The following is a 19,230-nucleotide window of genomic DNA, read 5'->3' as shown; positions in this document are numbered from 1 at the left end:
GAGCGCCGGAACGCTCCTCCACCGGGTCGTAGTGTGTGGTGCTTAGACCAAGGCCCGTTCTTCCTGAGCGATGGCGAGGAAGAGCGAATCGCCGTGCGCGACCGGGCCAGACGCCATCGCGGCGATGGTCGGGTACTTCTTGGGGTTCGTGATGATGACGGGGGTCGTCACGTCGTAGCCCGCTGCGGTGATCGCGGCCACGTCGAACTCCACCAGAAGATCGCCGGCCTTCACCTGCTGGCCTTTGTCGACCTTCACCGTGAAGTGCTGGCCGGCGAGCTTGACGGTGTCGATTCCGATGTGGATCAGCGCTTCGGCGCCGTCAGCATGCCGCAGCCCGATGGCATGTCCGGTCGGGAAAGCTGCAACCACCACGGCGTCAAACGGGGCATAGAGAGCTCCGACGCGGGGGATGATCGCGACCCCCTTGCCCAGCGTTCCTCCCGCAAAGGCGGCGTCGGCGACCTCGGTGAGCGCGATGGCGGTGCCGTCCAGCGGGCTGAGCACGTCAACATCGGTACCTTCGGCGGGGGCTGCCGGCTCGGCGACCGGGTCCTTGAATCCGACGATGACGGTGAGCAGGAACGGCACAATAATGGCGACGGCGAGGCCGATGAACAGCAGGACCAGGTTGCCCGTGCTGAGCAGCGCGGGAATTGCCAGGCCAGACGGCAGAACGAAAGCGTTGCTGGCGATGCCGCCGGCCGAGATCAGGCCACCACCGAGCACACCGCCGATAACGCCGTACACGAACGGGCGCTTGAGCGGCAGGTTGACTCCGTAGATCGCCGGCTCGGTGACACCGGCGAGAAAGCCGGACAGGGCCGCCGGGGCGGCGAGGGACTTCAGGTTCTTGTCCTTGGTGCGCACCCAGACTCCGGTGACGGCCGCGGCCTGGGCCAGCACGGCGGCGAACAGCGGTGCGATCAGAAAGACGTAGCCGCCTGTCTGCAGCTCAGCGGTCATGATCGGTACGAAGCCCCAGTGCAGGCCGAAGATTACGAAGACCTGCCACAGGCCGCCCATGATGGCGCCGCCGAGCCACGGCACGGCCGTGAAGACCCAGCTGATGCCGCCGGCCAGGCCGCCGCTGACCAGGTTGGACAGCGGGCCGATGAGCAGGAAGGTCAGCGGAACGAGAATCAGAACCAGCAGCATCGGGGTCACGAAGCGGCGGATCGCGGACGGGAGTTTGGCGTAGAGGAACCGCTCGGCGTGACTTTGCAGCCAGACGATGACGATGATCGGAATGACGCTCGAGACATAGCTGACCATCGTGACGGGGATGCCAAAGAAGGTGATGTCCGGCACGCCGTTGAGGGCGACGATCGAGGGATAGACGAAGGCACCGGCGATGGCGAGCGAGGTGAACTGGGCAGCGTTGAAGTACTTCGCCGCAGTGATCGCGAGCGCGAGCGGCAGGAAGTTGATGAACGCATCCGAGAGCGCGTTCAGAATCGTGTACGTGGTGGTCGTGTTGTCGAGCCAGCCGAAGGTGACCGCCGCGGCGAGGAACGCCTTGAGCAGGCCGGTTCCAGCGAGAGCCCAGAGCAACGGCGTGAAGATCGCCGAGATCATCGCGATGAAGCGGTTGAGCGGGTTGCCCTTGGGCGCACCGGACGTGGCACCAGAGGGGCCGTCTCCGTGCGAGCCACCACCGAGCTTCGAGATCGTGCTGATCGCAGCGAAAACCTCGGGCACCTCGTTGCCGATGACGACCTGATACTGGCCGCCGGCTTCGGCCGTGGCGATGACGCCGGGAGCGGCCTTGACGGCCGCCTTGTCGACCTTGGCGTCATCCCTGATGACGAATCGCAGCCGTGTCGCGCAGTGCACGAGCGACAAAACGTTGTCCTCGCCACCGACACCCTTGAGGACTGCCGCAGCAGTCTTGGAGTAGTCCATCAGTCACTCGCCTTCAGCCGCGACATCGCGGCATCCATTGTGAGGAATCACGTGACTGCCTGGCATTTGGGCAAAAAAAAGACCTGAACTCGTGTGCTGCCACGGTGACATAAGTCACAACAACAACATGAGCTCAGGTTTTGCCCGCTGACGCGGTAACAATCCAAGATGATTCCGTTGGGCATCATCGCCCTACGTCGTTGACGCTACCACACCGTCAGGGGCGTGCACCAGCATCAGTTTTTCCGTCGACGCTGCGCCCGTCAACGACCAAGTTGGCCAGCCGCTCCACGTGCACGATCACGTAGAGCAGTTCCTCGTCGGTGAGGTCGGAGCCGGTCGCGGCGGAGACGTACAGCTTGACGTTGACCGCGATGGCGTAGGAGCGCGGGTAGCTGTGCTTGGCAAACTCGAAAAATGAGGTTTCGGAGCCTCGCAGCATCGTGTTGGCCACGAGTCGCTGCAGCAGAAACTGCACGTGCAGAATGAAGCGTGCGTAGTCGGGGCCCCCCGGGTCCAGCGTAACTCCGAGCCCTGTTTCCACGGTCGTGATCACGTGCTGCACCCGGCGAAAGAGCAGCGCCGCGGTTCCGTTGGGCTCATCCCGGGTGGCGTTCAGCAGGTGCATCGTGAGAAAGACCGCTTCCTCCTCAGGGAGGGCGGTCTGCAGGCTGGCACTGACCGAGCGGGACATCGCCGTCGCGGCGGCGAACTCCTGGGGGTGCAGAATGCGCAGTTCCGGCATCGACGTGCTGGGGATGCGGATGCCTTTCTGCAGCCGCTCCAGCACGTACTGGATGTGATCGATGATGGCGAGCGGCAGCCGGCGACCGAGGCTCCGTCCCAGGGTGCGTTCGGCCTCATCAACGGCCGACATGACGGCTTCAACGACGGGGTAAGGCACCGACGTCAGCAGCTGCCTGGCGTGTTCGGCTTCACTGCCCTGGTCGAGGATGAAGGTCTTTTCGACCTTGGCCGGGTCGATCGTGTCGGTGGGCAGCAGCTGAAACCCCAGCCCGCGCCCCATCAGCACCCGTTCCTGCCCGGACACGTCGATCGAGATGACGACGTTGTTGTTGAGCACCTTGTGAGCAACCGCTCGCGGTGAACCCGGTGCTCTGCGATCCGTCGCCATACAGACAGTGTAATTGTGTGGTGCCCCTGGAGGGATTCGAACCCCCGGCCATTTCCTTAGGACGGAATTGCTCTTCCACTGAGCTACAGAGGCGTGCCCATCAAGTTTAGCCGGGCGGATGGAGCCAAGCTAACTCGGGGGATAGAGATAGAGCGCAACGTCCCCGATCGGCACGACCCGGGTATGGTACGCGTGGCTGCCCATCCAGTTGTACTCTTCGAGCACCACGGTGCCGTCCCCCGGAACCGACTGTACGTAGGCGACGTGGTTATAGGTGAACCAGGCGACCGCGCCGACGACGGGCGTGTCACTCGTGACCCGGCCCTGGCTCGACCAGGCGCTCGACCAGCTGCGCGCGCTGCCCGCACCGGGGGTGAGGTTCTGCCAGGTCCAGCGCAGGTCGGTGGCGCTCGCGCCGGCATCCCGGTTCAGGCGCCAGGCCACGAAATCGACGCACTCCCGAAAGTAGTAGCCCTGCGGCGAGAGCGTCGCGCCGTCGGCCGCGCCGTCCGGCCACGGATAGTCGTCGTTTTCAACGCGGATGCCGCTGCTCGCGTACTGCGCCGAACTCGCCCGGGCGGCCTCGGCCGAACGCTCACGGTCCGCGGCCTGCCGGTCCGCCTCGGTCTGCGCCGCAATGTCCTCGGCCGTCGTGGCCGTGTAGCCGTCGCGGTTGAGGCTGATGCTGACGGATGCCGCCGGTATGGCCAGCCCCTGAACCTCACCCAGCGCGAGGTCCTGCGTGCCGCTCGAACCCGGGGCGTAGGCGTAGGCCGGAAGCGCGAGGGTAAGCAGCAGCCCGGGAATGGCCAGAAACGCCACCACAACCGTCAACGGGCTGCGGCGCGGAACCTGAGTCGTGATCGTGCGCGCGGTCTGGTTGGCGTGCGCGGCGGGTGGGTTCACCGGGGGCGCGGCAGCGTGCCGGGAGTGAGCGCGCACCACGGTCGGAACGGCGGTCCCTGCGGTGTTCGCGTCACGGGCGGCCCGCAGGGCGCGGCGCGAGGGTAATTCGGTCGCGGCAGCGGGCACTGGCGCAGTGCCGACAGGCTCGGAATTGCTCACGGCGATCCTTTGAGACGGCCGAATTCGGGTAGTCCGGCACATCCAGCCTAGGACAAGCCGACGGTATTTTTTACCGCCGTCGTTATCGTTCCGTGACCGTTTCGGGACCGTTCACGCAGCGGGGGCCAGGTAGGCATCCCACTGCGGCAGGGGGCGCTCGGCGCCCGGCACCATCCACGTGGTTCCCTGTGGGGTTCCGGGGGTGAAGCGCATGTCCCAGCCCATCTCGGCCGGGGTGTGATCGCTCTTGGTGTTGTTGCAGCGCAGGCAGCTCGCGACCAGATTTTCCCAGGTGTCACGCCCCCCGCGGGACCGCGGCAGAACGTGGTCGATGGTGTTGGCCGACTTTCCGCAGTAGCAACATCGGTGCTCATCGCGCCGCAGCACACCGCGGCGGCTCACGGGCATCGACCGCGAGCGCGGAATCCGCACGTAGCGAGTCAGCAGAATGACACTCGGCCGTTCCCAGGCACCCGACGCCGCCCAGATGGGGTGGCCCTGATCGGACTGCACGATCGTGGCTTTCTGATTCATGACGAGCACGAGCGCCCGTTTGAAGGACACCACGGCGAGGGGTTCATACCCTGCGTTGAGGACCAGTGTGCGCATGCGCTCCCTCTCGAAAGAGGCTGGACGGCTTCCAGCCATTCGAACTACCTGTCTGTTGCAGACGGGCCTGACAGGAGCGGTCACACAGTGCGTGATCAACAACAGCGCTGTTAACGACGCAGGGCGCTGTCACGAATGACAACGCCCTGCAGGCCACGGTGTGGCTCACGAAAATTTGACTGCTATGCCGCCGCGTGAATCGCTCGCACCAATCCATGGCATGGATTGTGCGAAACGTACGCATTGGCTCTCCCAAAAACCCGCAGAACATCAGGGCAATAGGTTAACCCACAAATCTGTGTGCGAAAAGGTTTTGCAGAAGAGTTTGTGCTTGTCGTAACCGAGTGTTCACACGACGAGCGGTGAGCCCGGTGACGGGCTGCTCGGGATTGGCCTAGATTCCGATGCGCACGATGTAGTAGTCGCTCGTCCAGATCGGCTGTACCCGCACGTTCTGGCCGGTGTAGGGCGCGTGCAGAATGTTGCCGTTTCCGGCGTAGAAGCCGTCGTGTCCCGGCATGATCACGAGGTCGCCGGGAACGGCGTCTTCGATCGCGATGCGGGTGCCCGCGGCGGCCTGGCCGTTGGAGGAGTGCGGCAGGCTGATGCCGAACTGGGCGTAGACGTACATGATGAAGCCCGAGCAGTCGAACCCGGCGGGCGTGGCGCCGCCATAGACGTACGGCGTGCCCTGATACTGCGAGGCAACGTTGTAGACCGAGGCCAGGTCGAACTCCGGGTAGGTCGGGTTAGCGAGGTAGTCGGCCGCAGACGGGCCGGAGTAAGACGTGGCATAGGTCGTGAGCTGCGAGGAGACCTCGATGCGGCGGGCTTCGGCAGCGGCAGCGGCCTCTGAAGCGACGACTGCGGCCTCGGCGGCGGCAAGCTCTTCGGCGGTGGTGGCCGTGAACCCGTCGCGGGCGACGGTCAGGGTGGCGGAGGCGGCATCCACTTCGACGGCCTGAGCCTGAGTCTTGGACAGCTGCGTGCTCTCGGTGGCCGCGAACGCGGAGTCTTGCGCGTCGGGCGCGAAGGCGTAGGCGGGAATCGACATGGTCGCCATGAGCCCGAAGGCCAGGCTCATCACCACGACGTTGCCAACCTTGCCGCGGCGGATGGGGCGTTTCGCCATCCTGTGCGGCTGAACCTGAGATCCGGCGGCCGAAGCGCGGTCGAGCGCGGTGGTCGTGCGGTCAAGCTCGCGTCGGGATCGTCGTGTGTCTAATGCTGCCAAAGTGTTATCTCCGGCGCCTTGGCAACCTAGGTTGTTGCCCCGTCCACTTCGCAATCGCGGATGTGTACCGAACCAAGAGACGGGCAGTCAGGCGTCTTGATCTGGGTCCTTCGACCGTGTTCTGGTCGGTGGGACTCCCCCGACGTTACGTGACGCTGACCTGTTTGTCATTCTCAGGTACCACTTTTCTAACGAAGTGATAACAAAAAAGTCGATTTATGGGCAAGTTGACTAGCAGTAATCATTCACCCGGTAGGGCCTCAATCGCAGGCGTAGCAACGAAAATGTGGCTGGCCACTTCGTTGGGCAACTCGAGTCCGTCGCCAAATCCTTCAACCTGTACAAGAACGTACGATCCGACGGCCGAAAACACGCCGGTCGCGCCGGGCATGACACCGGATTGCTTCAGCTGCAGCAAGAGCTCGGGGTCGAACTGCACCGGTTCGCCGAGGCGACGGATGACGGCGGTCACGGGATCCAGCGAGCTCGCCACCACGCGCACCACGTTGGTGACCCCGTTCATGAAGGTGACGGCCGGCGAGTGGCCGAGTTCGTCGAGGCCGGGAATCGGGTTGCCGTACGGTGACTCGGTCGGGTGCCCGAGCAGATCCAGAATCTTGCGCTCGACCTGCTCGCTCATGACGTGCTCCCAGCGACAGGCCTCATCGTGCACGAACTCCCATTCGAGGCCAATCACGTCGCTGAGCAATCGTTCGGCCAGGCGGTGTTTGCGCATCACGTGAACGGCCTTGCTGCGACCGTCGACGGTCAGTTCGAGGTGACGGTCGCCCGAAACGACGACGAGGCCGTCTCGTTCCATGCGTGCCACGGTCTGCGAGACCGTCGGCCCGGAGTGCCCGAGGCGCTCCGAAATTCTCGCCCGCAGGGGCACAATCTGCTCTTCCTCCAGGTCGAGTATTGTTCGGAGATACATCTCGGTGGTATCAATCAGATCGGTCATCTCCAGCCTCCCGCTCGGCCTGTCAAGCAACCGTCTCAGCCTACCCGCCGCCGGGAGGGGCAACGGAATCGGCTGGAACAGCTGAATCGGGCAGGGCAGCCAAATCAGGCAGACCAGTAGAATCGCCTCATGTCAGACCTCGTAATACCTTCAGACCTCCTGCCCCTCGACGGACGATTCGGCTGCGGCCCCTCGAAGATTCGAAAGGAGCAGCTGGAGCACCTGATCAGCTTCGGCGACACGATCCTCGGCACGTCGCACCGCCAGCCCGGCGTGAAAGACCTCGTCGGCCGCGTGCGCGCCGGTCTGGGCGAGCTGTTCACCATTCCTGCGGGCTACGAGGTTGTTCTCGGCAACGGCGGCTCGACCGCGTTCTGGGACGCCGCCGCGTTCGGTCTGATCGAGAAGCGCAGCCAGCACCTCGTCTTCGGCGAGTTCGGCGGCAAGTTCGCCAAGGCCGCCGCCGCCCCGTGGCTCGAGACCCCCGATGTGATCAAGGCCGACACCGGATCGCGCAGCGAGTTCGTGCCGACCCCCGGCATCGACGTGTACGCCTGGCCCCAGAACGAGACCTCGACCGGCGTCATGGCGCCCGTCACCCGCGTCGTCGCCGACGAGGGCGCCCTCACGGTGATCGACGCCACGAGCGCGGCCGGCGGAATCGACTTCGATGCGAGCCAGGCGGATGTCTACTACTTCGCCCCGCAGAAGAACTTCGCCTCCGACGGCGGCATCTGGTTTGCCCTGTTCTCCCCAGCAGCGATTGCGCGCGTCGAGCGCATCGCGGCGAGCGGCCGTTACATTCCGGAGTTCCTGAGCCTGAAGAACGCGATCGACAATTCGCGCCTCAACCAGACCCTGAACACCCCTGCGGTGGCGACCCTGCTGCTGATGGAAAACCAGATCGACTGGATGAACGCGAGCGGCGGACTCACCTGGGCCGCTGCGCGCACGCGGGAGTCGTCATCTGTTCTGTACGACTGGGCCACCGGCATCGACTACGCGACCCCGTTCGTGGTGAACCCGGAACACCGCTCGCAGGTCGTCGTCACGATCGACTTCGACGACGCGATCGACGCCTCGAAGATCAGCAAGGCCCTGCGCGCCAACGGCGTGCTCGACACCGAGCCCTACCGCAAGCTCGGCCGCAACCAGCTGCGCATCGCCACCTTCACGGCGATCGACCCCGCCGATGTGCGCCAGCTCGTCGCATCGATCGAATACGTCACCGGGCGTCTCGGAAACTAGCGCGGATGCGACTCTGGCTCAAGGACAGCGAGCGCCGGCCGGACCCTCAGCCGGTTCGAACGGATGCCCGTAAGGCACTCGTCGTTGGGTCGGTCGCGTGGTTGCTGGCCCTGCTCGCGGCGCTCCTCGTTGGAGCGATCAGCGGGCAGGGCCTGACCTGGTGGTTTTGGTGTTCGGCTATCGGCCTTGCGCTCGGCGTACTCGGGCTCGCCTGGGTGCAGTGGCGGCGCGGCTCAAACTAACCGACCGGGCGTCGTCGTCGCTGATGCCGTCGTCTTCGTCGTCGTCGTCTTCGTCGTCGTCGTCGTCGTCTTCGTCGTCTTCGTCTTCGTCTTCTTCGTCTTCGTCTGACTCGTCGTCGTCCGCGTCGTCATCCTCATACGAATCGTCGTCAACACCGTGGTCGTCGTCGGAATCGTCGTCGTCGTCATCGTCGTCATCGTCGTCGTCGTCGTCGTCATCGTCGTCGTCGATGCCCTCGAGAGCGGCGAGTGCGGCGACGGCGGCCTCCGTCGTGAGCACGTCCTGGGCGGCGCTGTAGTCGGCCAGTCGGTCCGACCACGGAATCCACTCCGGCGCGAGCAGTGAGCCGTCGCCGGGAGTCAACTCGGTTTCCAGCACCGAGGGCTCGGCGTTCTCGTCGGTGCGGGCGAGGCTGACCGTCCATCGCCAGCCCGGATAACCGGCCAGGGTGCAGGCGAAGTAGAGCGACACGACCCGGTCGCCTTCCACCTGGTGGCCGAGCGGTTCCCCGATGCTGTCGGCCGGGGTGATCTCGAGCAGCGCCGTGCGCGCCAGGTCAACGGCGGCGAGCAGCGCCTCATCGGCGGGGTAGTCAACGGCCGCCTGAGCCTCCACGGCCACACTTTCCGGCTCGGCGTCGCTGACGCCCACGGCGTCGGCGTCGGGCAGGTCGATCGTTTCGGGCAGGTCGATCGATTCGGGCAGGCTAAGCGGTTCAGGCATCGAGTTCCTCGGCCACCTTGCGAAGCATGGCGGCTATCTTGTGGCTGTGCGAGCTTTCCGGGTATCGTCCCCGGCGCAGGTTGGCTCCGATGCCGTCGAGCAGTTTGACGAGATCCTCCACGATGATCGCCATGTCGTCGGCCGGTTTGCGGTTCAGTTTGCTGAGGCTCGGCGGCGCTGCGATAACGCGCACCGAGAGCGCCTGGGCGCCACGCTTGCCGTCGACAATGCCGAATTCAAGCTTCATGCCGGCCTTGACAATGGTTCCGGCCGGCACGGCGGATGCGTGCAGAAAGACTTCGTGGCCCTCATCAGACGTGATGAAGCCGAAGCCTTTGTCCTCGTCGTAGAACTTGACCTTGCCGGTGGGCATCTGAACCTCATAAGGTTTTGGGGCGCGCGGGAGCGCACTCTCTGATGCTCCAGCATATTCGGTCGGAGGCGTCTCGGCCCCGTATCCTTGAGGGGTGACCACTCAAATTCCACACACCGCCAACCGCCTCGAACGCATTCTCGCGTACATGGTCGCGGGTGTGGTGGGCCTGTCGATCCTGTGCTTTCTCGCGCTCATCATCGGCACGTCTCTCGGCGCCGGCGACAATGACGGTTTCAGCTCCGGGCTCTGGCCGTTCGTGATCACCGTGCCCAACTTCGGCCTGCCACTCGGGTTTCTGCTGATCATCGCCCTGCTGGTGACCAGCGCCATCCGTCGCAGCCGTGAGGCCAAGGAGCAATAGTGACCATGTTCAGCCTCGCTACCCGCCTGCGTTCCCTCGACGACGAGACGCTGCGGGCGGCGCTGGCTGCGCGTGCCGTGACGGCGCCGGCAATCCGCGACTTCTTCGACCTCGCCGAGGCGCTTCTCGACCCCGTCAGCGTGCAGCAGGCGCTGACCCACCTCGACCGCGGAACCCTCGCCGTGCTCGCCGCCGCCGGCGAGCTGCGATCCGGGTCGGTCGGGGCCGAGCAGGCGCCGACGCTGGCGCAGATCGCCGAGCACCTGCACGCCCTCGGCTTCGCCGGCGCTCAGGCCGACACGGTCGCGGCCGCGGCCGCCACCATCGACTCCCTGTTGCTCGGGGACACCTCAGAACCCAAGGCGGACACCAGCCGGTTGAGCCCCTACGACGCCGTCTCCGAGGTGCTGCGTGGCTGGCCGGCCCAGGGGCTGCCTGGCCTCACCGACCTCGCCGCGCACCCGGCTCCCCTGCCCACCACCACGCCGACGGATGCCGACACCGGCTTCACCGATCGGCTCGCCGCCGAGCGCGCCTTCTCCGCCGTGTCGAGCGTGGCCGAACTGGTCAACGAACTGGCCAGGGAACCGGCGCGCGAACTCAGCCGCGGCGGGCTCGGGCTTCCCGACACCAAGCGCCTGGCCGCCGTCATGAGCATCGAACTCGAGGCCGTTCCTGCCCTCGTGCACCTCGCGGCCCGCGCCGAACTCATCGCCCGGTCCGACGGCTACTGGATGGAAACCGAGGCCGGCGAGGCCTGGCTGCTCGAGGCCACCACCCAGCGCTGGGCCACGATCGCCGCGAGCTGGTTCGCGGCCGTGCCCCTCGACGTGCGTGCGATCCTCCCGAGTTCCCCCGGCCTGGCCTGGGGGGCCGGCCTGCACGCGTTCGTCGCCTGGCTCTACCCCGCAGGGGGCGAGTGGATGGCCGACCGCGTCACGCAATTCGCCCGTGACGCCGAGATCCTCGGCGTCACCGCACACCATGCCACCAGTTCGGTGGGTGCCGCGCTGCTCGGCGGCGACCTCGCCGGGGCACGCGGCATCATGACGGCGGCCCTGCCGGAAGAGGTCGGCGCCGTCTACCTGCAGCACGACCTGTCGATCGTCGCCCCCGGCCCGCTGGCCGCGTCAATCGATGCCCGCCTGCGCAGTCTCGCCGACGTGGAAAGCCGGGAACTCGCGTCGAGTTACCGCATCACCTCGGCGTCCGTCAACCGTGCCCTCGCGGCCGGCGAAAACGCGGAGTCGCTGCTGGATTTTCTGCGCGGAATTTCCCTGACCGGCATTCCGCAGCCCGTCGACTACCTCATCACTGAATCCGCGGCCCGCTACGGCCGCGTGCGGGTCGGGTCCCTGGCCACCGCAGCGGCGCAGGCCGTGCCGGCCCCCGGCCCGGTATCTGCTCAGAGTTACGTGCGCTCCGACGACATCGGGCTGCTCGGCTCGATCCTCGTCGACCAGACGCTGGCCCCGCTCGCCCTCGAACGGCGCGGGGACCGGCTGCTCAGCAGCTTCAGCGCGGATGCCGTGTTCTGGGCTCTCAGCGACGCCCGCTATCCGGTCGCGGCCGAAGACAGCACCGGCGAGATCGTGCACCTGCGGCGGCATCCGCTCGCCCGCGTCGCCGCGGTGGTCAGCACCGATCCGGCCCGCACCCTCGTCGAGGCACTGCGCGCCGGTGACGGCGGCGAAGTGATGGCAGCGGATGCCTGGCTCGCCCGGCAGCTCGACACCGCGATCCGGGGCAAACAGACCGTCACCGTGAGCATCAGCATGCCCGGCGGGGTCGTCGTCGACTACCTGCTCGAACCGGCCAGCGTCGGCGGCGGCCGGTTTCGGGCCAGGGACCGGCGCGCCGACATCGAGCGCACCCTGCCGCTATCGAGCATCATCAGCATCACCCCCGCGCCCTGATCGCCCCGCTGAGCACCCCGTGGCTGGCCCGCGTGCGGGTCTGCCACCGCAACGGGCGTAGAATTGACCGCTATGTCTGATGGCCCCCTGATTGTCCAAAGTGACCGCACGGTGTTGCTCGAAGTTGCCCACCCTCTGGCAGAGGATGCGCGGCACGACCTCGCCGTCTTCGCCGAGCTTGAGCGCGCTCCCGAACACATCCACACCTACCGCATCACGCGGCTCGGCCTGTGGAACGCGCGGGCGGCCGGACACGATGCCTCCGACATGCTCGCCACCCTCGAGCGCTACTCGAAGTTCGCCATTCCGCAGACGGTCAGCGTGGACATCACCGAGACCGTCGGCCGGTACGGCCGCCTCGTCATCGAGCGCGACACCGAGGGTCGCCTCGTGCTGCAGAGCAACGACCAGCCGGTTCTGACCGAGGTCGCCGGAGCCAAGCGCATCGCGCCACTGCTGATCGGGCATCCGTCACCCGACACCTTTCTCGTGGAGCCGTGGGCCCGCGGCCAGCTCAAGCAGGAGCTCGTCAAGCTCGGCTGGCCCGCCGAAGACCTCGCCGGCTACACGCCGGGAACCCCGCACGACATCGCCCTGAAAGAAGACGGCTGGGCGCTGCGCGACTACCAGAACAAGGCGGTGGAGAGCTTCTTCGACGGCGGCTCCGGCGTCGTCGTGCTGCCCTGTGGCGCCGGCAAGACACTCGTAGGCGCCGGGGCCATGGCCACCGCGAAGACCAACACCCTGATTCTCGTGACCAACACCGTGTCGGCGCGGCAGTGGCGGGCCGAGCTGCTCAAGCGCACCACGCTCACCCCCGACGAGATCGGCGAGTACTCCGGCCAGGTGAAAGAGGTCAAGCCGGTCACGATCGCCACGTACCAAATTCTCACGGCCAGGCGCAAGGGCGAGTACGCGCACCTCGAACTGCTCGACGCCATGGACTGGGGCCTCGTGATCTATGACGAGGTACACCTGCTGCCCGCCCCCGTCTTCAAGCTCACCGCCGAGCTGCAGGCCCGCCGCCGCCTCGGCCTCACGGCCACGCTCGTGCGGGAGGACGGCCGCGAGGGCGACGTCTTCAGCCTCATCGGCCCGAAACGTTTCGACGCGCCGTGGAAGGAGATCGAGGCCCAGGGCTTCATCTCCCCCGCCAGCTGCTACGAGGTGCGCATCGACCTGCCGCAGTCGGAACGGCTCAGCTATGCGGCCGCCGCCGACGACGAACGCTACCGCCTCGCCGCGACCGCACCGGCGAAGCTCGACGTGGTCAAGGCGCTCATGAAGAAGCACGCCGGTGAGCGCATTCTCGTGATCGGCCAGTACCTCGACCAGATCGAGGAACTCGCCGAGGCCCTGGGCGCGCCCAAGCTCACCGGCGCGACCCCGATCGACGAGCGGGAACGGCTGTACCAGGCCTTTAGGGTCGGCGAAGAGAAGGTGCTCGTGGTCTCGAAGGTCGCGAACTTCTCGGTCGACCTGCCGGAGGCGACCGTCGCCATCCAGGTCTCCGGCTCGTTCGGCTCCCGCCAGGAAGAGGCCCAGCGCCTCGGCCGCCTGCTGCGCCCGAAAGAGTCCGGGCTGTCCGCGAACTTCTACACCCTCGTGTCACGAGACACGGTCGACCAGGACTTCGCGCAGAACCGCCAGCGGTTCCTCGCCGAGCAGGGCTACAGCTATACCATCCTCGATTCCGTGAGCCTCGAGGCCGCCTGACCGGTCGGCCGGCCGGCCGCACGAGGAGGTCATCAGAACGAGTCTGGCGCCTCACCGCGTGGCTAATTCAGGAGATCTGCCCGGTGTCGGCGCATCCGCGGCAGTGGTCCGGCGGCTCTGACGCCGCCCACCGGCGAATCTCCTGAATTCGCCACCGATCGCGGTCATCCACACACAAGCAGGAGAAGGCACGGCTCAGGCGCGGGCGTAGCGCAGCAGCACGGTGTCGCCCTCGGGCAGCGCGTGTACGAGCCGCATTGGCCGCGCCGCAGCGCCGCCGTGCGCGATGCGCCCCGCGGCCCCGCCCTCGAGCACCGGGCTGAGGGTGAGGCAGAGCTCGTCGACGGCATCCGCTTCGATGAGCGCCCCGACGAGGCTCGGGCCGCCCTCACAGAGAATCTGCGAGAGCCCGCGGTCGCCGAGCGCCGCCACCACGAGCCGCGGGTCGACCGCAGTTTCGCCGCAGACCAGCACGTCGGCGACCTCGGCGAGCGCCGCGCGCTTCGTCGCCGGTGACCCGGCGTGGGTCACCACGATCGGGCGCACCACGGCTTCGGCGAAGACCGGATGCCCCGGGTGCAGATCGAGCCGCCCCGACACGATCGCGAGTGGCGGCTGAGGCGACCGGCCCTGGGCGAGCCGCCACGCGGCATCCGCTTCGCTGAGCAGTGGGCCGCCGTAGCCCTCGGCACGCACGGTGCCGGCTCCGACCAGGATCACGTCGGTCAGTACCCGCAGGGTGTCGAAGACGGCGCGGTCCGCGGGCGTGCCGAGGCCACCACTGACCCCGTCGAGGGTGGCGGCGCCGTCGAGGCTCGCGACGAAGTTCAGGCGGACTCGGGGGGTGATGCGATCGGGCAGGGCGTAACGTTCCAACAGCGCGGCCCGGCTGAATCCGTCTGATCGTTCCATCAGATGTTGTGGGTCAGATAGGCCGGTTGGCGAAACCCGAGGATCGCCTCGGTCATGCGCACCGCATCAACGGCCGCGCGTACATTGTGCATGCGCACGATGCGGGCACCATTCAGAATGCACACCACGGCGGCGGCCAGAGACCCCTCGACGCGTTGCCCGCGCGGCCGGTCGAGGCTCTCCCCCACAAAGTCCTTGTTCGAGACGGCGACGAGCAGCGGCCAGCCGAGCGCGCTGATCTCGCCGAGGCGACGGGTCAGCTCGAGGGAGTGCAGGGTGTTCTTGTTGAGGTCATGGCCCGGATCGACGATGAGGCGCTCGGGCGGAACCCCGTGTTCGACCGCACGGCCGATGCGCTCCTGCAGAAAAGACACGACCTCGCCGACCACGTCGTCATAGTGCGGCGACGGATACGGGGTGCGGGGCACCGCCAGGCTGTGCGTGATCACGAGGATTGCGTCGCTGTCGGCGACGACCTCCGCCATGCGCGGGTCGTGTACCCCGGTCGTGTCGTTGATGACGTGGGCGCCGGCCGCGATGCTCGCCCTGGCGACCTCGGGGTGGAAGGTGTCGACGGAGATCACCACGCCGGAGCCGCGCAGGGCCGCAATGACGGGAACGACGCGGTCGATCTCCTCCTCAATCGCGATCAGCGGTCCGGGCGCGAACTTGGCCCCGCCGATGTCGACCCAGTCGGCGCCGTCGTCGATCGCCCGGCGTGCGGCGGCGACGGATGCCTCCAGCGCGAACGTCGCCCCCTGGTCGTAGAACGAATCGGGGGTGCGGTTGATGACGGCCATGACCGCGACCTCCCGGGAGAAGTCGAACGTGCGTCCGCCGATCAGGCGCGGGCGGCCGAGCGGGGGAACGACGAGAGCGGGGGCGCTGCCACAAGAGAGGGTCACGGTTCTAATCTGTCACGCGTTGGGTTGCACCGCGCGCCTCGAAAAGCTCTTCGAGGGGCACGCTCAGGTCCGCGAGTCGGGCCGGATCGACGACGACCCGCGTGCCAATCAACTGCTGCACGGTCTCGTTCACATCCCACACGTTCACGTTCATGCCCGCCACGACGCGGTTTTCCCGCAGCCAGAAGGCCACGAACTCGCGGGCCGTCCGATTACCGCGAAACACCACGGTCGCGCCAGCGGCCAGACTCGGGTACCCCGAATACTCCATGCTCAGGTCGAACTGGTCGGTATAGAAGTACGGAATCGCGTCATAGGCCACGGCCTGGCCGAGCATGGAGCGGGCGGCTGCCGGGCCAGCGTTCTCGGCGTTCGCCCAGTGCTCGACGTGCAGCTGGGTGCCGAGAACCGGGTGAAAGACCGAGGCGGCGTCACCGACTGCGTAGACGTCGGCATCCGTCGTGCGAAAGCCGGCGTCGACGGTGATGCCGCTGATGGGTCCGTGCGGAATCTCGCGATGAATGGGCAGCCCGGCCGCGCGGGCGAGCTGCACGTTGGGGGCGGCACCGATGGCCACGACGACCACGTCGGCCGGTACCAGGGTCTCATCGCCGAGCCGGACCCCGGTGACGCCGTGTTCCCCGCCGACGATCGCGTGCACGGTCGTGTTCATGAGCAGGTTGACGCCGTTGTCCCGGTGCAGTTCGGCGAAGACCGCACCGACCTCATCGCCGATCGCGTGACCGAGCGGTACCGCGCCGTGGCCGATCACCGTGACGGTGTTGCCGTAGCCGCGGGCGGTCGCGGCGACCTCGAGGCCGATCCAGCCGGAGCCGATGATCACGATCCGGCGACCGCCCGGCCGTAGTGCGGCGCGCAGCAGGGTTGAGCTGTCGGCGCTGCGCAGGTGGTGCACGCCCGTGAGGTGCGTGCTCGGTTCGTCGAAGTGGCGGGGCGCGGCGCCGGTCGCGAGCAGCAGCTTGTCGTAGTGCAGCACCGTGCCCTCACCGAGAGTGAGCGTCTTGTGGGCCAGTGAGAGAGCGGATGCCGGCATACCCAGCACGATCTCGATGCCCTGGGTCGCGTACCAGGGCGCGGGGTGCACGTCGAGAGAGTCCCGGTCGTCGTGACCCTGCAGATAGCCCTTGGACAGCGGCGGCCTGATGTAGGGCACGGTCTTCTCGGCCGCCACGATGATGACGCGGCCCGTGAACCCCTCGCTGCGCAGCGTCTCGGCGGCCCGGGCGCCGGCCAGACCGCCACCGACAATGACGAAGATTTGATCCGAACTCTGATCCACGTTCCGGGGCGTGTCCTGGGGTGCGTGATCTTCGGTCATGGAAGAACTCCCGTCGTCAGCAGCATGATGGCACCCTCACCCTACTCACGTCTGCCCGTGTACCGCTGGCTCACAGCCAAGCTTCAGCTAACGCGCAGATACTGGGGACATGACTGATGGCCCCCGCATTCTTATTGTTGACGACGAACCGAACATTCGCGACCTGCTCACGACCAGCCTCCGCTTCGCCGGATTCGCCGTGCGGGCCGTCGGAAACGGTGCCGCGGCGATTTCCGCCGTGCTCGAGGAAGAACCCGACCTCATCATTCTCGACGTCATGCTGCCGGACATGAACGGCTTCGGCGTGACCAAGCGCCTGCGCAGCGCCGGCTACACCGCGCCGATCCTCTTTCTGACGGCGAAGGACGACACCGAAGACAAGATCACCGGCCTCACCGTCGGCGGCGACGACTACGTGACCAAGCCGTTCAGCCTCGACGAGATCGTCGCCCGCATCAAGGCCATTCTGCGCCGCACGATGCACGCCGACGAAGACGCGGTCATCCGCGCCGGCGAGCTCACCATGGACCAGGACACCCACGAGGTACTCGTCGGCGCCGAGGCCATCGAGCTCAGCCCGACCGAATTCAAGCTGCTGCGCTACCTCATGCTCAACCCCAACCGGGTGCTGTCCAAGGCTCAGATCCTCGACCACGTCTGGGAGTACGACTTCAACGGCGACGCCGGAATCGTGGAGTCCTACATCTCGTACCTGCGTCGCAAGGTGGACGTGCACTCGACGGAACCCCTGATCCAGACCAAGCGCGGCTTCGGTTACATGCTGAAGGCGGCCAAGGCGTAGTCACAGGCTCCACTGCCTACACTGGAATTCTCATGCACGAGAAACTAACGGCCAAGTGGAGCAGCATCTCTCTCCGGTCCAAGATCACCGGCGTTACGGTGCTGCTGCTCACGGTCGGCCTGCTCGTGTCGGGAATCGGCACCATGGCCATGCTCAAGCAGTATGTGATCCAGCAGGTCGACCAGAGCCTGCAGACCGAAGCGCAGACGGCACTCAACGGGTTCACGGCGAGCGCGCTCGCGAGCGGAGCCCCGAGCGAGGTTTCCTCCGACTATTTCGTCGCCCTCTACGACGCCAACGGCAACCTCGTCGAACGTACCTGGCGCGGCCGGCCGCACGACGAGTTGCCCGTCGTGTCGATGCCCCTCGACCTGCAGGCGGTGACCCAGCAGGACGGCCGCACGCTCGAGCTCTACAACGCCTCGCATGACACGACGTTTCTTGCCGTTGCCGTGCCCTTCGTGATCAGCCCACAGGGCACCTACGGCACCATGCTGATGGCGGTGTCACTCAAACCCACCGAGAACACCATGGCGACCTACCTCACCATCTTTCTCGGCTTCGGGGCCGGCGTCGTGCTGCTGGGCGCGTTGCTGACGCGCCTTCTCGTGACCACGACTTTCGCCCCGCTGCGCGAAACGGAGCGCACCGCGGCATCCATCGCCGACGGAGACTTCAGCCAGCGACTCGGCGGCGCCACACCCAACACCGAGGTCGGTCGGCTGAACCGCTCGCTCAACATCATGCTCAACCGCATCGACGGCGCCTTCAAGGACCGTGCGCGCACGATCGACCAGATGCGGCGCTTCGTCGGCGACGCGAGCCACGAGCTGCGCACCCCTCTCGTCTCGGTGCGCGGCTATGCCGAGCTCTATCGGATGGGCGCCTTGCAGACCCCCGAAGAGGTCGCGCAGGCCATGCAGCGCATCGAAAAAGAGGCGATCCGCATGGGCGGCCTCGTCGAGGACCTGCTCGAACTCGCCCGGCTCGACGAGACCAAACCGCTCGCCCTGCAGCCGGTCGATCTCGTGCCGCTCGCCCGCGACGCGGCCCTCGACGCGATGGCGTCCTCGCCGGGCCGGGTTGTGTCGGTCGTCACGCCGGTCCCGGTCGACGACGATGACGAGGCCGAGCCGGTCGAATCCGAGACCGGCGAGGTCATGCCGGTGGGAGCATCCGTCGGCACGACCGCACCGGGCGCGTTCACCGGCCCGTCGACATCGTCGCCGACCGGCCCGATCTCCTTCGCCGGCGCGACCCTCGCCCGCCTGCGCACCCGCCGACCGCGCAAAACGGATGCCGCAGCCCCCGACGCGCCGACCGCCGCGGCTCCCACCCCGGTGCCGACCGGGGCGATCGTGATGGCCGAAGAGAACAAGATCCGACAGGTCATCACCAACCTCATGGGCAACGCCATGCGGTTCACCTCGCCCGACAGCCCCATCGAGCTCGAGGTCACCGTGGACTGCGCCGCCCAGCGGGCCTCCATCGCCGTCGTCGACCACGGTGAGGGCATCCCGCCGCAGATTCGCGAGAAGATCTTTCAGCGCTTCTGGCGTGCCGACTCCTCCCGCGCCCGCGAAACCGGCGGCAGCGGCCTCGGCCTCGCCATCGTCGCCGCGATCGTCGCGAGCCACAACGGTACCGTCGATGTCGTCGAGACCCCGGGCGGGGGCGCGACCTTCCGGGTCTCGCTGCCCCTGGCCAACGCGCCACAGGCCCCGCAGCCGCTCAGCTCCTGACAGCACGGCCAACCCCTAACAGCACGGCCAACCCGCGG

The 19,230-nt window shown here is 66.9% G+C and carries 18 protein-coding genes and 1 tRNA gene; 7 read left to right on the top strand and 12 right to left on the bottom strand.

From position 1 onward, the window contains the following. Positions 1 to 42 precede the first annotated feature (42 nt). From E3T55_RS13975 to E3T55_RS13945, 7 genes are all read right to left on the bottom strand, one after another. Positions 43 to 1,905 (bottom strand): beta-glucoside-specific PTS transporter subunit IIABC, encoded by a 1,863-nt coding sequence (locus E3T55_RS13975; RefSeq protein WP_134520171.1) that lies wholly within the window; start codon positions 1,903 to 1,905, stop codon positions 43 to 45. Positions 1,906 to 2,122: 217 nt separating this feature from the next. Then, positions 2,123 to 3,040, bottom strand: coding sequence for a PRD domain-containing protein (locus tag E3T55_RS13970; protein WP_134520170.1), 918 nt, complete (start codon positions 3,038 to 3,040; stop codon positions 2,123 to 2,125). Positions 3,041 to 3,058: 18 nt separating this feature from the next. Then, a tRNA-Arg gene (locus E3T55_RS13965) sits at positions 3,059 to 3,133 on the bottom strand. A gap of 36 nt (positions 3,134 to 3,169) precedes the next feature. Beyond that, positions 3,170 to 4,105 (bottom strand): CHAP domain-containing protein, encoded by a 936-nt coding sequence (locus E3T55_RS13960; RefSeq protein ID WP_166791794.1) that lies wholly within the window; start codon positions 4,103 to 4,105, stop codon positions 3,170 to 3,172. Between the two features lie 111 nt (positions 4,106 to 4,216). Beyond that, complete coding sequence (locus tag E3T55_RS13955) at positions 4,217 to 4,714, bottom strand: HNH endonuclease (protein ID WP_134520168.1); 498 nt, start codon at positions 4,712 to 4,714, stop codon at positions 4,217 to 4,219. 394 nt (positions 4,715 to 5,108) lie between these two features. After that, positions 5,109 to 5,846 carry a C40 family peptidase gene (locus E3T55_RS13950; RefSeq protein WP_134520167.1) on the bottom strand — a complete coding sequence of 246 codons (738 nt, stop codon included), beginning with the start codon at positions 5,844 to 5,846 and terminating at the stop codon, positions 5,109 to 5,111. A 343-nt stretch (positions 5,847 to 6,189) separates the two neighbouring features. Further along, a complete protein-coding gene (locus E3T55_RS13945) occupies positions 6,190 to 6,909 on the bottom strand; it encodes an iron-dependent transcriptional repressor DtxR (RefSeq protein WP_134520166.1) in 720 nt (239 codons plus the stop codon). 129 nt (positions 6,910 to 7,038) lie between these two features. On the opposite strand from E3T55_RS13945, the gene serC reads away from it, so the two are divergent. Together serC and E3T55_RS13935 are read left to right on the top strand one after the other, a co-directional pair. Then, on the top strand, positions 7,039 to 8,157 hold the full coding sequence (gene serC, locus E3T55_RS13940; RefSeq protein ID WP_134520165.1) for a phosphoserine transaminase: 1,119 nt from the start codon (positions 7,039 to 7,041) through the stop codon (positions 8,155 to 8,157). A gap of 5 nt (positions 8,158 to 8,162) precedes the next feature. Then, positions 8,163 to 8,399: a DUF2530 domain-containing protein gene (locus E3T55_RS13935; RefSeq protein WP_134520164.1), complete on the top strand. Its 237-nt coding sequence runs from the start codon at positions 8,163 to 8,165 to the stop codon at positions 8,397 to 8,399. Here E3T55_RS13935 and E3T55_RS13930 read toward each other — a convergent pair. Further along, positions 8,335 to 9,123, bottom strand: a complete 789-nt coding sequence (locus E3T55_RS13930) for a DUF3027 domain-containing protein (protein WP_134520163.1) — start codon at positions 9,121 to 9,123, stop codon at positions 8,335 to 8,337. The genes E3T55_RS13935 and E3T55_RS13930 overlap by 65 nt on opposite strands. Next, the gene (locus E3T55_RS13925) at positions 9,116 to 9,496 is read right to left on the bottom strand and encodes a cold-shock protein (protein ID WP_134520162.1); all 381 of its coding nucleotides are present in this window, start codon (positions 9,494 to 9,496) and stop codon (positions 9,116 to 9,118) included. Before E3T55_RS13925 ends, E3T55_RS13930 begins: the two co-directional genes overlap by 8 nt. Positions 9,497 to 9,590: 94 nt before the next feature. Between E3T55_RS13925 and E3T55_RS13920 the strand changes: the two genes are divergently transcribed. The 3 genes from E3T55_RS13920 to E3T55_RS13910 all read left to right on the top strand — a co-directional run bounded on the left by E3T55_RS13920 (position 9,591) and on the right by E3T55_RS13910 (position 13,492). Then, positions 9,591 to 9,860, top strand: coding sequence for a multidrug ABC transporter ATPase (locus E3T55_RS13920; RefSeq protein WP_134520161.1), 270 nt, complete (start codon positions 9,591 to 9,593; stop codon positions 9,858 to 9,860). A 5-nt stretch (positions 9,861 to 9,865) separates the two neighbouring features. Continuing rightward, positions 9,866 to 11,776: a helicase-associated domain-containing protein gene (locus E3T55_RS13915; protein ID WP_241993066.1), complete on the top strand. Its 1,911-nt coding sequence runs from the start codon at positions 9,866 to 9,868 to the stop codon at positions 11,774 to 11,776. Between the two features lie 72 nt (positions 11,777 to 11,848). After that, complete coding sequence (locus E3T55_RS13910; protein WP_134520159.1) at positions 11,849 to 13,492, top strand: DNA repair helicase XPB; 1,644 nt, start codon at positions 11,849 to 11,851, stop codon at positions 13,490 to 13,492. A 195-nt stretch (positions 13,493 to 13,687) separates the two neighbouring features. Here E3T55_RS13910 and E3T55_RS13905 read toward each other — a convergent pair whose 3' ends face one another. Genes E3T55_RS13905 through E3T55_RS13895 form a run of 3 tightly spaced genes read right to left on the bottom strand, consistent with a single transcriptional unit; the run spans position 13,688 to position 16,648 of the window. Beyond that, positions 13,688 to 14,404 carry a pyrimidine reductase family protein gene (locus E3T55_RS13905; RefSeq protein ID WP_134520158.1) on the bottom strand — a complete coding sequence of 239 codons (717 nt, stop codon included), beginning with the start codon at positions 14,402 to 14,404 and terminating at the stop codon, positions 13,688 to 13,690. Then, positions 14,404 to 15,309, bottom strand: coding sequence for a dihydropteroate synthase (folP, locus tag E3T55_RS13900; protein WP_241993064.1), 906 nt, complete (start codon positions 15,307 to 15,309; stop codon positions 14,404 to 14,406). The genes E3T55_RS13905 and folP overlap by 1 nt, the downstream gene beginning before the upstream one ends. Positions 15,310 to 15,313: 4 nt before the next feature. Beyond that, positions 15,314 to 16,648, bottom strand: coding sequence for an NAD(P)/FAD-dependent oxidoreductase (locus E3T55_RS13895; protein WP_134520157.1), 1,335 nt, complete (start codon positions 16,646 to 16,648; stop codon positions 15,314 to 15,316). Between the two features lie 109 nt (positions 16,649 to 16,757). Between E3T55_RS13895 and E3T55_RS13890 the strand changes: the two genes are divergently transcribed. Both E3T55_RS13890 and E3T55_RS13885 read left to right on the top strand, forming a co-directional pair. Further along, positions 16,758 to 17,450 (top strand): response regulator transcription factor, encoded by a 693-nt coding sequence (locus E3T55_RS13890; RefSeq protein WP_119976077.1) that lies wholly within the window; start codon positions 16,758 to 16,760, stop codon positions 17,448 to 17,450. A gap of 32 nt (positions 17,451 to 17,482) precedes the next feature. Further along, entirely contained in the window at positions 17,483 to 19,192 is a 1,710-nt protein-coding gene (locus E3T55_RS13885; protein WP_134520156.1) for a sensor histidine kinase, read from the top strand. The last annotated feature ends 38 nt before the right edge of the window (positions 19,193 to 19,230 follow it).

Origin of the sequence: Cryobacterium frigoriphilum (genome assembly GCF_004403305.1) — a bacterium.
GTDB lineage: Bacteria > Actinomycetota > Actinomycetes > Actinomycetales > Microbacteriaceae > Cryobacterium > Cryobacterium frigoriphilum.
Note: the sequence above shows the minus strand (reverse complement) of the source record. Positions and strands in the feature narration are given on the sequence as shown.

Excerpts from the sequence above, each read along its gene's own strand:
- E3T55_RS13975 (WP_134520171.1), bottom strand. The coding sequence starts at position 1,905 with ATGGACTACTCCAAGACTGCTGCGGCAGTCCTCAAGGGTGTCGGTGGC.
- E3T55_RS13970 (WP_134520170.1), bottom strand. The coding sequence starts at position 3,040 with ATGGCGACGGATCGCAGAGCACCGGGTTCACCGCGAGCGGTTGCTCAC.
- E3T55_RS13955 (WP_134520168.1), bottom strand. The coding sequence starts at position 4,714 with ATGCGCACACTGGTCCTCAACGCAGGGTATGAACCCCTCGCCGTGGTG.
- E3T55_RS13950 (WP_134520167.1), bottom strand. The coding sequence starts at position 5,846 with ATGGCGAAACGCCCCATCCGCCGCGGCAAGGTTGGCAACGTCGTGGTG.
- E3T55_RS13945 (WP_134520166.1), bottom strand. The coding sequence starts at position 6,909 with ATGACCGATCTGATTGATACCACCGAGATGTATCTCCGAACAATACTC.
- serC (WP_134520165.1), top strand. The coding sequence starts at position 7,039 with ATGTCAGACCTCGTAATACCTTCAGACCTCCTGCCCCTCGACGGACGA.
- E3T55_RS13935 (WP_134520164.1), top strand. The coding sequence starts at position 8,163 with ATGCGACTCTGGCTCAAGGACAGCGAGCGCCGGCCGGACCCTCAGCCG.
- E3T55_RS13930 (WP_134520163.1), bottom strand. The coding sequence starts at position 9,123 with ATGCCTGAACCGCTTAGCCTGCCCGAATCGATCGACCTGCCCGAAACG.
- E3T55_RS13925 (WP_134520162.1), bottom strand. The coding sequence starts at position 9,496 with ATGCCCACCGGCAAGGTCAAGTTCTACGACGAGGACAAAGGCTTCGGC.
- E3T55_RS13915 (WP_241993066.1), top strand. The coding sequence starts at position 9,866 with ATGTTCAGCCTCGCTACCCGCCTGCGTTCCCTCGACGACGAGACGCTG.
- E3T55_RS13910 (WP_134520159.1), top strand. The coding sequence starts at position 11,849 with ATGTCTGATGGCCCCCTGATTGTCCAAAGTGACCGCACGGTGTTGCTC.
- E3T55_RS13905 (WP_134520158.1), bottom strand. The coding sequence starts at position 14,404 with ATGGAACGATCAGACGGATTCAGCCGGGCCGCGCTGTTGGAACGTTAC.
- E3T55_RS13895 (WP_134520157.1), bottom strand. The coding sequence starts at position 16,648 with ATGACCGAAGATCACGCACCCCAGGACACGCCCCGGAACGTGGATCAG.
- E3T55_RS13890 (WP_119976077.1), top strand. The coding sequence starts at position 16,758 with ATGACTGATGGCCCCCGCATTCTTATTGTTGACGACGAACCGAACATT.
- E3T55_RS13885 (WP_134520156.1), top strand. The coding sequence starts at position 17,483 with ATGCACGAGAAACTAACGGCCAAGTGGAGCAGCATCTCTCTCCGGTCC.